The following is an 11,624-nucleotide window of genomic DNA, read 5'->3' as shown; positions in this document are numbered from 1 at the left end:
CACCGACCATTGCTCATCACTCAGCGGCCGCCTGTTCATTGCTGCAACTCACGCAAAGAACAGCTTTGAATCAAATTTCATTCCGAGTGACAAGTGAGATGTGACTCGGTTTGAAAACAGGCCCTAGAGCACGCGACCCAGCCGCGGTTCGTCTATCGCCACAAGTGGCGGCAGGGTGACCTGGTGATGTGGGACAACCGATGCCTGGTGCACAAGGCGACGGCGGACTTCGACATGGCGAATGAACCGCGGATCCTGCATCGCACCGTGCTCCAGGGAACAGTGCCCTCCTAGACCGGCGGCCGGAGCACATCTCGCTCGAGCGGAGTCGGCTCCGCCTGTCGTCCAGAGCAAAGCGAAAGACTCGGCGGTGGTGTGTCAACGCGACGGGCGCCGGTGATCGCCGACACCGCCGGTCTCTTCGCTTCGCTCACGACGACGGCGGATGAAGCTTCCACCGAAGCGGTGCGTGCTCCAGGGCGCTATCAGCTTTGATGGAGCGACGAACGTGGTGAAGCGGAAGTGAAGTGGAGCCGTGCCTGCGGAGCAGGCGGCATCCCGAGCGCAGCGAACAATATTCCCACGAACGGCGCACTACACGTCTTTCGCAGGAGATCCCTCGCTACGCTCGGGATGACGCTAGGCCCTTATGAAATCGTCCGACCTGGAAGAACCACAGGTGCGCTCTAGCGGCTCGCCCGTGTCTTTGACGTTGCGCGCTTCGCGGCGACGCGCTTCTTGGCCGCTGGCCGCTTGACGGCCGTTCCGGCCCGCGCCGACTTCGCAGCAGCCTTGGGCGCGACCCGCTTCGCCGCCTTCTTGACCTTCACCTTCACCTTCGCCTTCACCTTCGCCTTCGCGGCCGTGCGCCGCTTGGTCGTGACGGTTGTCCGCTCGACCTTCTTCTTGGCGGTCTTGGTGCGTGCGACTGCCGATTTGGTTGTACGTTTTGCCATGAGCAACTCCTACTTCAGACTCAACAGTATCGGTGTTCACGTGAAAGTTCGCTTTGTCCAGAAATTTTTTTCAAGCGGCCGGATGCGATCGCGCGCGTGGAGCATGTTCCGATCGAGCGGAATCGACTCTCTTGCTGTTCCGGACGCAGCGAAAGGACATGTTGAATCATTGGTTCGCGCGCAGCCATCGATGATGCATGCGCGCGTTTTCGATGACGCATGAGAGTCGTCGCCGCGCTTGGAATGTGTGACGCAATCCTTCAGGCCGATCGCGTGGCGTTGCCAGTCCAACGGCGAGAAGGCGAACCACAGAGTTCCGCACCGGCTATGCCGACCACGAGGGCTGGAACGGCGCACGGTCGTGGGGCCATACGCTGGGAGCGCGCCACTCCGTGGCGCGTCTTCGTCTGGTGCGGCGCATGACGCGCCACGGAGTGACGCGTCCCCAGCGTCTGATCCTGGCGCCTGGGCCAATTCCCTTTCAGGCACCGAGATACAGCGCAGCCCTTGGCCGCAACAAAGATTGAGGCCTGCCACGCGCTCGCTGTCATCCTGAGCGAAGCGAAGGATCTTTCAGACCATCGGCTCGCGCGGGCATGCCCCGTCGAGACGCGTACGCCGTCATGCGATAGCACCGCTCAAAAGATCCTTCGCTGCGCTCAGGATGACAGCGAGCAGACCCAAATCGCCGCGGCTTGCGAAGATTTTTGGGTCGGTCGTACAGAGGCTGCGCAGAGATCAAACGTTGCTCGCCGTCAGCGCGGTGCCGTCGTGCCCTGTACTACTGACCTCAAAGATCTTCGCAGGCTGCGGTGATTTAAGCAGCCTTCATGGTGAGCCTGTCGAACCATGGAGGCGTCGCACGGGCAGCGGTGCGGCGCTTCATGGTTCGACAAGCTCACCATGAAGCGCTTTCTCCGTCCTTTGAGTTGCGGCCAAAGGCTGCCCGTGTGACCTCTGTGCTTCGGTGTCTTCGTGGTTCGACGTGCATTGGCTCGGACAGCGCGATCCCGAAACGACGACGGCCGCCCGAGGGCGGCCGTTGCGATGTCGCGGCAGGTGCGGCGAGCGCGCCTACTTCCACCCGACCTTGTCGAAGATCGCCTGCGCCTTGGCCTGGTTGCGGCCCAGCGCGCCGACATTGACCTGGTCCATCTTGAAGGTGCCCCAGCTCTCCAGCGCCTTGTTGTCGGTCTTCACCTCGGCCACGGGGTACTCGTTGTTGCCGTTGGCGAAGTAGCGCTGGGCCTCATCCGACACCAGGTACTCGAGGAACCTGATGGCGCTGTCCTTGTTGGGCGCCGTCTTCACCATGCCGCCGCCCGAGACGTTGACATGCGCGCCGCGGTCGCCCTGGTTGGGGAAGGAGACCGCGATCTTGGCGGCGATCGCCTTGTCCTCGTCCTTGGTCGAATTGAAGATGCGGGCGACGTAGTAGCTGTTGGCGATCGCGACGTCGCATTGGCCGGCGGCGACCGCCTTGATCTGGTCGGTGTCGCCGCCTTGCGGCGGACGGGCCATGTGGGCGACTACGCCCTTGGCCCAGGCTTCCGCCTTCTCCTCGCCCTGGGTGGCGATGATCGAGGCCAGCAGCGACAGGTTGTAGACGTGCCCGCCGGAGCGCACGCAGACCTTGCCCTTGAAGCCGGGGCTGGCGATGTCCTCGTAGCGCGCCACCTGGGCCGGCTGCAGCTTGTCCTTGGCGTAGACCAGCACGCGGGCGCGGGTCGAGAAGCCGAACCACCTGCCCTCGGGATCGCGCAGGTTGGCCGGCACGCGCTGCTCCAGCACGGCCGACTTCACCGGCCCCAGCAGGCCGGCAGCCTCCGCTTTCCAGATGCGGCCCATGTCGACCGTGATCACGAGGTCCGCCGGGCTGTTGGCGCCCTCGTTGCGGATGCGCTCGATGATCTCGTCCTCCTTGCCTTCGATGCGGTTGACCTTGATGCCGGTCAGCCTGGTGAAGCCCTCGTACAGCTTCTCGTCGGTCTGGTAGTGGCGCGCCGAGTAAAGGTTGACCACCTTGTCCTGGGCGCTGGCAACGCCGGCGAGGCCGGTCGCCGTCGCGGCGAGGGCCAGGGTCATCGCGCGACGGGAAAGTCCTTTCATGTCCTGCTCCTCGACTGCGGCGCCACATCCTGTCGCGCCGGACGTCCACCCGAAACGTTGTTGCGATTCACGCAAGTATTGAGAACCACTCGCATTTTCAGTTGCATAAAGCAGAAGCAGCGTCAATAGCGGCGGCGGCCGGGGAGGGGCGGCCACCAGCGCCAACCCGCCGCAGCGACGAAACGATCGCTTCAAATCGAGCGACGGCTCGCTTATCTTAGGTTGCAAGGAGGCCGGGGAGGCGGAACGCCTCGCTGGCGCCTTGGTATGGCCGCAGGCATGCGCTGACATGCCGCGGCTCGAGCGGGGCAGGGCCCAGGGTGCTGGCGTGGCGAGCCTGATGGAGATCGACGAACCACCACTGGCGTTCAGCGCCAGCGGGGCGGGGCCGGTTGACGTGCCGGCGGTGGTGCGGTCGACCTATGTCGCCGCCGACCGCTACGGCTTTGTCACGGCCGTCGACGGGGCGACGTTGCGCTTCGGGGTGTGGCATGCGCGCCAGCCGGTCGCGCGCGGCTCGATCCTGCTGCTGACCGGCCGCGGCGAGTTCATCGACAAATACGCCGGCGAGGTGATCCCCGAGCTCCTGGCGCGGGGCTTCGCGGTCTATGCCATGGACTGGCGCGGCCAGGGCCTGTCGGAACGGCAGCTCGAGGACCGGCAGAAGGGCCATATCGACCGCTACGACACCTATCTCTGCGACCTGAAGGCCTTCCTGGCGGGCGTGGTCGCCCCCGAGGCGCCGCGCCCGATCGTGGCGCTGACGCACTCGATGGGCGGCCATATGCTGCTGCGCCACCTTGCCGAGCAGGCCGGCGACACGCCGATCGCGGCCGGCATCCTGGGCGCGCCGATGACCTGCCTGCGCCACGAGGCGATCATCGCCACCATCCTGGTCCTGCTGCCGCCCGTGGCGGCCATCGACCAGCGCTATTTCTACGGCTCGGCGCCGTTCCGGCTGATCGGCCGCGAGTTCACCGGCAACAAGGTGACGCACGACGAGCGCCGCTACCGCTTCACGGAGGCATGGTTCGACGCCGATTCGCGCCTGGCGCTGGGCGGGCCCACCGTGGGCTGGCTGCGCCAGACGCTGCGCTCCAACAAGGTGCTCGCCGAGCCGGGCTACCTCGAACGCGCGCGCACGCCGCTGCTGCTGCTGACGGCGGGACAGGACCTGCTGATCGACGGCCGGACCCATGTCACGGCCCGCAGCCGCCTGCCGAACTGCCGCCACATCGTCTATGCCGACGCCCGTCACGAGATCATGATGGAAATCGATCCGATCCGGGCCCGCTTCTTCGCCGATATCGACGCCTTCCTGGCCCGCCACGCGCCGGCACGGTCCTGACCTCTCCCGCTTGCGGGCGACGGTGTTCAAACATCTTCACCGTCATCCCGAGCGCCAGCGAGGGATCTCCCGCGAAAGACGCACGGTGCGCCATTCGCAGGAGATCCCTCGCTGGCGCTCGGGATGACGGTGAAAATTAGCGCGCGCGGGAGAGGGATCGAGCGCTACGCCTTCTCCTGCGCCTTGTCCTTCTGCCAGCTGTCGAGGATGGCGGCGGCGTCGTTGGCGGCTGGGTCCATGGCGCGGTCGTGGTTGGGCATCTTCGCCGTCAGCTCGATCACATAGCCGTTGGGGTCACGGAAGTAGATCGAGCGGATGAAGCGGTGGTCGGAGATGCCGCGCACCTCGCGGCCCTCGCCGCGGCCCTTGTCGAGCATGCGCTGCAGCGTCCCGGCATCGACCTCCAGCGCGATGTGCAGGTCGTAGTCGTGCTGGTCCTTGAAGTCGAAGGGCCGGTCGGGCGCCTCGAAGAAGGCGAGGTAGGAGCCGTCGCCCATCTCATAGAACGTATGCAGCACGTCGGTGCGGCGGCCGGTCATCGACTCGTGGATGCGCAGCGCGTGCGCGAATCTCAGCCCGAGGAAATCCTCGTAGAAACGCCGCGTCTCCTCGGAATCCCGGCAGCGGTAGGCGTTGTGGTGAAGGCCCTTGATCATGGTCGATCTCCTTCGCGCGAGACGTGCCCGCCATGAAGCATTGCTTTTGTGCGCCGCTCACATCGCGACGAACGGCTGCGCCTTGACCTGGTCGGCGAAGCCCTTGATCGCCGCATAGACCTCGGGCGTGGTCGGCTGGTTGCGCATCGTCTCCATCCAGCGCGCCACGTTCGGATAGGAAGCGAAGTCGCAGCGAATCACCTCGCCCACCTGCAGGATCGCGTAGCCGAAATAGTCGGCGATGGTGATCTCATCGCCGCACAGATATGTCTTGCCGCCGCCGAGCACGTGGTCGTTCAGCACCTGCAGCCACGCCTTGCACCGCTCCTTGCCCCAGTCGACCGTCGCGGTCTGCGCCTCGTCGGAACGGCGCTTGTGATGAGGGAAGACCTGCGGATAGATCAGGCCATAGCCGTAGTCGCGGTAAAGGTTGGCGTTGAACCAGTCCATCACCTCGTTGACGCGCGCCCGCTGCCTGAGGTCCTTGGGATAGGCCGGCGAGCCGGTCTTGTCGGCGAGGTACTTGAGGATCGCCGAGCTTTCGGTCAGGCGGAAATCCCCGTCCTCCAGCATCGGCACCATCTTGTTGGGGTTGATCGCGGCGTAGGGCTCGCGCATGTGCTCGCCGCTGAACAGGTCGACCACCTGCAGGTCGCAGGGGATGCTGCTCGCGGCGATGAACTGCACCACCGGCCGGCTCGTGGTCGACGCCGGATGCATGTAGAGCTTCATGATGATGTTCCTCCCTGGGGAGGTCGCAACGCACGCGGCCAGGCACGCGCCACGCGCCGTCATCGGCCTGCCGGCGGCCATCGTAGCAGCCCCGGGCTGCCATGGGGATGGCGCAATGACAGGTTACGCCTTCGGAACCAGGGCCGGCCGCAGGCGCACGGCGAACCCGAAGGCCACGGCGCCCAGGGCGAAGGCGGCGCCGGATGCGAAGATCCAGCGGCTGGCATGGGTGATGGACGGCGGGTCCAAGGCGTTGGAGAGGCCGGCCGCATGGGCGATCAGGCCGAACAGCGCCGCGCCGATGGCGTAGCCGGCGGCCTGCGTCGTGGGCAGCAGGCCCGAGGCCGTGTCGGCCTCGCCGGGGCGGGCGTGGGTCATTACGGCCTGGCTGAGGAAGGCCCAGCTGACGCCGAAGCCGGCGCCGATGGTGATCTGGCACAGCACCAGCAGCCAGTGCAGCTTCGACGGCACGGCGATGGCGGCGCCCGCCAGCCCGGTCATCACCATGATCGGCCCCAGGCGGATGGTGATGCGCGCCAGAAGCTGCGTCTTGATGTTGGCCACGATCAAGGCGGCGGCGCTCCAGGCCAGCGCCGTGATCGCCGCGAACGCGCCTGCCACCGTCGGCCCGTGGCCCCACAGATGCTGCAGGAACAGCGGCAGGTAGACGGCGCTGCAGGCTTGCGCCAGCGGCATCAGCAGCACCACCCACAGCGTCGCGCCCACGATCGAGCGGGGCGAGAAGGCGTCGCTGGGGAACAGCTTGTCGCGGCTGGCGCGGTCGACGACGAACACGCCGACCAGCACCGCCACGGCGGCGCCGATCAGGCCGGCGACGAGCGGCAGGTCGGTGGCCAGCCCGGCGACGGCCATCAGCATGATGCCTGAAGCGATCGCCGCCAGGCGGCCGAACGGCACGACGATGCGGCCGGCGATGCGGGCGGCGCGCGGCACGACGGCCGCGACCAGGCCGGCGAAGGCCAGGGCCAGCGGGATGTTGGCCAGGTAGGCCACGCGCCACGACGTGGTCTCCGTCAGCAGCCCGGCCAGCAGTGGCCCGCCGAAGGCCGCCAGCGCCCAGATCACCGCCAGCAGGCCGAACACCTTGGGCACCAGCCTGGGCGGGAAGAGCTCGGCCACGAGCGCGTAACAGGCCGCGACGATGACGCCGTCGCCCAGCCCCTGCAGCGCGCGGCCGACCAGGACGGCCGTCATCGACGTCGCCAGGCCCACGGCCAGCGTGCCGGCCGCGAACACCGCGGCGGCCGCGATCAGCGCCGGCCGCGCGCCCAGGCGCTGCTTGAGGAAGCCCGCCGAGGCGCCGCCGACGATGGCGGCGATCAGGAACACGGTCGACGCCCAGCCGATGATGTGGACGCCGCCCAGCTCGACCACCACCGAGGGCATCGTGGTGCTGACGATGAAGGTGTTGAGCGCATGCAGGGCATCGCCCAGGCAGACGGTGGCCGTGGCCGGCGCCAGCCTGCGGGTCAGCAGATGCCGCCAGCGATCCTCGACCGCGTGGTCCACGGCGCTTCCTCCCTCTTGCGGGTGTGATACTTGTTGTATCCGGTCTATTTGACAAGATATATCTTGTTTAATAGCCGGGATGGACGCATGGCGGATCGGACCACGGATCGGCTGCTGCACGCGCTGAAGGCCGCCGGCCCGCAGACGGCGGGCACGCTGGCCGGCCGGCTGGGAGTCACCGCCGTCGCGGTGCGCCAGCACCTGGACGGGCTGGCCGCGCATGGCCTGGTGGCGCACGAGGACCGGCGCGAGGGCGTGGGCCGGCCGCGGCGCTACTGGGGCCTCACCGCGGCAGGGCATGCGCGGTTTCCCGACAACCATGCCGGACTCACCGTCGAGCTTCTCGAGGCGATCTCGGGCGTGTTCGGCGCCGGCGGGCTCGAGCGCCTGATCGCGCATCGCGAGGCTGCGACCCTGGCGGGCTATCGCCGCCGGCTCGCCGCGGCGACGACATTGGCCGGCAAGGTCAGGATGCTGGCCCGGCTGCGCACGGAAGAAGGCTACATGGCCGAGTGGCGGCGCGACGCCGACGGCAGCTTCATGCTGATCGAGAACCACTGCCCGATCTGCGCTGCGGCCCGCGCCTGCCAGGGCCTCTGCCGTTCGGAGCTGGGCATCTTCGCCGCCGTGCTGGGCGCGGCGGCGTCGGTGACGCGGGTCGAGCATGTCCTGGCCGGCGCCCGCCGCTGCGCCTATCGGATCGAGCCGGTGGCGACGGGCATCGACCGAAGCAGGCGCGGCAGGAAGCTGCGCGGTCCGGCTCGGGCGTCGCGCAGCATGCCGGCCATGCCCCGCTTGCGCTGACGGGCCGGCGCAGACCACACTGCGCGCCCTCGATCGCGCGTGAGATCGGCGAGACCTATCCACGCTTCGTGAAGCACGTGTTCCCGGAGGCAGCATGACCATTGAGACCGAGGAGCAGCTCGAGCGCCTGCGCCGGATCGGCGGCATCGTGGCGGCGGTGTGCCGCCTGATGGGCAGCCGGCTGGAGCCCGGCATGACCACGCGCGAGCTCGACGAGATCGGCCGCGCCGCGCTCGAGCGCGAGGGAAGCCGCCCGGCCCCCAGCCTGATGTACGGCTTCCCGGGCGCCACCTGCATCAGCGTCAACCATGCCGTGGCCCATGGCGTGCCCGACGACACGCGCCTGGCGCCCGGCGACATGGTGAACATCGATGTTTCGGCCGAGCGTGACGGCGTCTTCGCCGACACCGGCGCCAGCTTCGTGGTGCCGCCGTCGCGTGCCGACCAGGAACGGCTGTGCCGCTCGACGCGCAAGGCGCTCAACCGCGCCGTCCAGGCCGTGCGTCCGGGCCGGCGCCTGAACATCATCGGCCACACCATCGAGCGCACGGCCAGCGCCGACGGCTACACCGTCATCCGCAACCTCGGCAGCCACGGTGTCGGCGACAGCCTGCACGACGAGGTGCCCGGCTTCATCCCGGGCTACTACGACCGCGACGACTGGCGGATGATGACGCACGGCCTGGTCTTCACGATCGAGCCCTTCCTGTCGACCGGCGCGACGCAGGCGGACGAGCAGGGCGACGGCTGGACCCTGGCCACCGCTCCCGGGATCATGACGGCGCAGTACGAGCACACGCTGGTGGTCGGCCGCCGCGGCGCCATCGTGGTGACGGTGTGAGGCGCCGCGCCGGCGCGTGGTCTCGTGAAGCCCATTGGTGACATCACTCAGGCGACGGCGTAGCGCGTGACGATCGATCCCACCTACGCCGCCGTGGTCGGCGTCGCGTTCGCCGTCGCGGGCGTGGTCAAGGGTGCTGCCGGCATGGGCCTGCCGCCGACGGCGATCGCGCTGATGAGCCTGGCGCTGCCGCTGCCCGAGGCCCTGGCGCTGATGACGGTGCCGACGCTGGCCACCAACCTGTGGCAGGCCGTCTATGGCGGCCACTTCCGCGCCATGCTGCGCCGCTTCTGGCTCATGGGCGTGCTGATGGCGGCCGGCGTGCTGATCTCGGCCCGCACCTTGAAGTCGCTGGGCTCGCCGACTTCGGCCGGCTGGCTGGGCGTGCTTCTGGTGCTGTTCGCGATCCTGGCGCTGACGGCATGGCGACCGCATGTCGCGGCCCGCCACGAGCGGTGGGCCAATCCGCTGTGCGGCGCCGCCAGCGGCCTGGTCGGCGGCATCGCCGGCATCGCGGCCGTGCCGTTCCTGCCCTACATGCAGTCGCTGGAGATCCGCAAGGACGAGCTGGTGCAGGCGCTGGGCATCCTGTTCGTCGTCTTCACCGGCGCGCTGACCCTGGCGCTGTGGGATCTTGGCGCGCTGCACGGGGGCAACCTGGCCAGCAGCGCGCTGGCGACGCTGCCGACCATGGCCGGCGTCTGGCTGGGCCAGAAGCTGCGCCTCGCGATCTCGCCCGAGGCCTTCCGCCGGGTGTTCCTGGTCGTGCTGCTGGGCCTTGGCCTGCACATGGCCAGGGGGCTGCTGTAAGGCGCTGCAATGCTGCTCCGCGGTGCGGAATGATGCGCGCAACTGCCGAAATTCACTACGTTTTTTGTCTCTTGTGTCAGGGACATGTCAGCCGCTGATGCAAAATGGCGGTTGCGCGATGATCGGCCTACCCCAACGGGCCCTCGTCGACGTCACCCCCAACTACCACGCCCGCGCGGCAACGCAGCGGGCGTTTTCTTTGCCTGCGGCGGCGGGTGGACAGCGTGCCGGGGCGAGGCTATGCCTGCGGCCAACTGCGAGATCCGGTCCATGTCCGACAGTACTGCGCTCACCACCTTCAAGGTCACCATCTGCGGCCTCAGCGAGCTTCCCGGCCTGTGCAACGGCGACGTCACGCATTTGCTGTCGCTGCTCGACATGCATCACCCGTCGCCGGAGGCGTTCGGCGGGCTGAACGGCGTCGACCATGAACTGCTGCGCTTCGACGACGTGGTGGCGGAGTTCCCGGGCTTCACCGCCTGCACCAATGCCGATGTCGAGCGCATCCTGGCCTTCGGCACGCGCCTGCGCGCCGCCGGCGCATCGGCGCGGCACGTGATCGTCCACTGTCATGCCGGCATCTCGCGCTCGACCGCATCGGCGGCGGTGCTGATGGCGCAATTCAACCCGGGCCGCGAGACGGAAGCCTTCCTGTCGCTGCTGCAGATGCGCCCGCATGCCTGGCCCAACACCCGCATCGTCGAGATGGCCGACCAGATCCTCGATCGCAAGGGCGCGCTGCTCGATGGGCTGGCCGCCTACCGCCGCGCCCTGCTCGAGAACAAGCCGCAGCTGCGCCAGATCATCATCAACATCGGCCGTGGCCACGAGCTGCCGTGATGCTTCCCCTCTCCCCCCGCTGCGCGGGCGGAGAGGGAAATATCTCACCGGCCGCGCATGGGCAGGCCGCCGAGATGCATGCCTGAATCGACCATCATGAACTCGCCGGTGACGTTGCTGGCGCTGGTCAGGAAGAAGACCGCGGCCTCGGCCATCTGGTCGGTGGTGCCGGCCTGGCGCAGCGGCGTCGACGTCTCCTGGTAGGCCTTGGCCTTGGCGTAGCCGTCCTCGCCCATGCCGCCCAGCAGCCAGCGCGACTGGATGAAGCCGGGGCACACCGTGTTGACGCGCACCGCCGGCGCCAGCCACTTCGCCAGCGCCAGGGTGAGCGTGTTCAGCGCGCCCTTGGAGCACATGTAGGGGATCGACGAGCCGACGCCCATCACGCCCGCGATCGAGGAGATGTTGACGATCGAGCCGCGCTCGCCCTTCTCCTCCCACTGCTTCTTCATCACCGGGAAGACGGCACGGCTCAGCTGGTAGGGGCCCACGACGTTGACCCGGTTGATGCGCTCGAAGTCCTCGGCCTGCACGCCGTCAAGGTCGCCCTGCTGCTGGAACTTGGTGGTGCCGGCATTGTTGATCACGCCATCGACGCGGCCCCATTTCGCCGTCGCCGCCGCGACCAGCTTGCGGCAATCGGCGTCCTCGCCGACATCGGCCTGCACCAGGATGGCTTCGACACCTTTGGCCGTCACCGCGGCCAAGGTTTCCTCGGCCTCGGCCTTGCTGCGCGTGTAGTTGACCACGATGTTCCAGCCGAGGTCGGCCAGCTGCACCGCTGCTGCGGCCCCCAGCCCCGTGGCCGACCCCGTGACGATCGCGACCTTGCCCTTCTGTTTCGCCATAAGCTCCTCCTGCGTCAGGCCGGCACCCTAGCAGCCTGTCGGACTTGAGCCGAGAGCTGGAATGAGATTCATTATCGAGGGTTGATATTGGCTCGAGCCAGCGTGGTTGTGATGAGTAATTTCCGCCAAGTTGATCGTCAGACCGATTTT

11 protein-coding genes and 1 pseudogene are annotated in these 11,624 nt (G+C 67.8%); 6 read left to right on the top strand and 6 right to left on the bottom strand.

The window, feature by feature from the left end; genetic code table 11:
- Positions 1-138: 138 nt before the first annotated feature.
- Positions 139-294, top strand: a pseudogene (locus FHP25_RS42820) (TauD/TfdA dioxygenase family protein); the annotation flags it as partial.
- A gap of 392 nt (positions 295-686) precedes the next feature.
- On the opposite strand, the gene FHP25_RS39975 reads toward FHP25_RS42820, so the two are convergent.
- Both FHP25_RS39975 and FHP25_RS39965 read right to left on the bottom strand, forming a co-directional pair.
- Positions 687-956, bottom strand: a complete 270-nt coding sequence (locus tag FHP25_RS39975; protein ID WP_147852598.1) for a hypothetical protein — start codon at positions 954-956, stop codon at positions 687-689.
- Between the two features lie 1,074 nt (positions 957-2,030).
- The gene (locus FHP25_RS39965) at positions 2,031-3,065 is read right to left on the bottom strand and encodes a Fe(3+) ABC transporter substrate-binding protein (RefSeq protein ID WP_147852596.1); all 1,035 of its coding nucleotides are present in this window, start codon (positions 3,063-3,065) and stop codon (positions 2,031-2,033) included.
- 289 nt (positions 3,066-3,354) lie between these two features.
- Between FHP25_RS39965 and FHP25_RS39960 the strand changes: the two genes are divergently transcribed.
- A complete protein-coding gene (locus FHP25_RS39960) occupies positions 3,355-4,413 on the top strand; it encodes an alpha/beta fold hydrolase (RefSeq protein WP_147852595.1) in 1,059 nt (352 codons plus the stop codon).
- Between the two features lie 164 nt (positions 4,414-4,577).
- Here the strand turns inward: FHP25_RS39960 and FHP25_RS39955 are convergent, their stop codons facing one another.
- The 3 genes from FHP25_RS39955 to FHP25_RS39945 form a co-directional block, all read right to left on the bottom strand.
- Positions 4,578-5,069 carry a VOC family protein gene (locus FHP25_RS39955; protein WP_147852594.1) on the bottom strand — a complete coding sequence of 164 codons (492 nt, stop codon included), beginning with the start codon at positions 5,067-5,069 and terminating at the stop codon, positions 4,578-4,580.
- A 57-nt stretch (positions 5,070-5,126) separates the two neighbouring features.
- Positions 5,127-5,801 carry a glutathione S-transferase family protein gene (locus FHP25_RS39950; protein WP_147852593.1) on the bottom strand — a complete coding sequence of 225 codons (675 nt, stop codon included), beginning with the start codon at positions 5,799-5,801 and terminating at the stop codon, positions 5,127-5,129.
- A 123-nt stretch (positions 5,802-5,924) separates the two neighbouring features.
- Positions 5,925-7,331 carry an MFS transporter gene (locus FHP25_RS39945; protein ID WP_147852592.1) on the bottom strand — a complete coding sequence of 469 codons (1,407 nt, stop codon included), beginning with the start codon at positions 7,329-7,331 and terminating at the stop codon, positions 5,925-5,927.
- Positions 7,332-7,418: 87 nt separating this feature from the next.
- On the opposite strand from FHP25_RS39945, the gene FHP25_RS39940 reads away from it, so the two are divergent.
- The 4 genes from FHP25_RS39940 to FHP25_RS39925 all read left to right on the top strand — a co-directional run bounded on the left by FHP25_RS39940 (position 7,419) and on the right by FHP25_RS39925 (position 10,626).
- Positions 7,419-8,135 (top strand): helix-turn-helix transcriptional regulator, encoded by a 717-nt coding sequence (locus tag FHP25_RS39940; RefSeq protein WP_147852591.1) that lies wholly within the window; start codon positions 7,419-7,421, stop codon positions 8,133-8,135.
- A 94-nt stretch (positions 8,136-8,229) separates the two neighbouring features.
- The gene (gene map / locus FHP25_RS39935; RefSeq protein WP_147852590.1) at positions 8,230-8,976 is read left to right on the top strand and encodes a type I methionyl aminopeptidase; all 747 of its coding nucleotides are present in this window, start codon (positions 8,230-8,232) and stop codon (positions 8,974-8,976) included.
- A gap of 66 nt (positions 8,977-9,042) precedes the next feature.
- A complete protein-coding gene (locus FHP25_RS39930) occupies positions 9,043-9,786 on the top strand; it encodes a sulfite exporter TauE/SafE family protein (RefSeq protein ID WP_147852589.1) in 744 nt (247 codons plus the stop codon).
- A 270-nt stretch (positions 9,787-10,056) separates the two neighbouring features.
- On the top strand, positions 10,057-10,626 hold the full coding sequence (locus FHP25_RS39925; RefSeq protein WP_147852588.1) for a tyrosine phosphatase family protein: 570 nt from the start codon (positions 10,057-10,059) through the stop codon (positions 10,624-10,626).
- Positions 10,627-10,670: 44 nt separating this feature from the next.
- Here the strand turns inward: FHP25_RS39925 and FHP25_RS39920 are convergent, their stop codons facing one another.
- Positions 10,671-11,474 carry an SDR family NAD(P)-dependent oxidoreductase gene (locus FHP25_RS39920; protein WP_147852587.1) on the bottom strand — a complete coding sequence of 268 codons (804 nt, stop codon included), beginning with the start codon at positions 11,472-11,474 and terminating at the stop codon, positions 10,671-10,673.
- Positions 11,475-11,624 lie beyond the last annotated feature (150 nt).

It is taken from the genome of Vineibacter terrae, assembly GCF_008039615.1.
GTDB classification, from domain to species: Bacteria; Pseudomonadota; Alphaproteobacteria; order Reyranellales; family Reyranellaceae; genus Vineibacter; species Vineibacter terrae.
The sequence above is the reverse complement of the archived record's forward strand: the minus strand, read 5'-3'. Positions and strand labels throughout refer to the sequence as shown.

What these genes read in the sequence shown, in the direction of transcription:
- FHP25_RS39940 (WP_147852591.1), top strand. Translation starts at nt 7,419, where the DNA reads ATGGCGGATCGGACCACGGATCGGCTGCTGCACGCGCTGAAGGCCGCC.
- FHP25_RS39965 (WP_147852596.1), bottom strand. Translation starts at nt 3,065, where the DNA reads ATGAAAGGACTTTCCCGTCGCGCGATGACCCTGGCCCTCGCCGCGACG.
- FHP25_RS39920 (WP_147852587.1), bottom strand. Translation starts at nt 11,474, where the DNA reads ATGGCGAAACAGAAGGGCAAGGTCGCGATCGTCACGGGGTCGGCCACG.
- FHP25_RS39925 (WP_147852588.1), top strand. Translation starts at nt 10,057, where the DNA reads ATGTCCGACAGTACTGCGCTCACCACCTTCAAGGTCACCATCTGCGGC.
- FHP25_RS39950 (WP_147852593.1), bottom strand. Translation starts at nt 5,801, where the DNA reads ATGAAGCTCTACATGCATCCGGCGTCGACCACGAGCCGGCCGGTGGTG.
- FHP25_RS39975 (WP_147852598.1), bottom strand. Translation starts at nt 956, where the DNA reads ATGGCAAAACGTACAACCAAATCGGCAGTCGCACGCACCAAGACCGCC.
- FHP25_RS39960 (WP_147852595.1), top strand. Translation starts at nt 3,355, where the DNA reads ATGCCGCGGCTCGAGCGGGGCAGGGCCCAGGGTGCTGGCGTGGCGAGC.
- FHP25_RS39955 (WP_147852594.1), bottom strand. Translation starts at nt 5,069, where the DNA reads ATGATCAAGGGCCTTCACCACAACGCCTACCGCTGCCGGGATTCCGAG.
- map (WP_147852590.1), top strand. Translation starts at nt 8,230, where the DNA reads ATGACCATTGAGACCGAGGAGCAGCTCGAGCGCCTGCGCCGGATCGGC.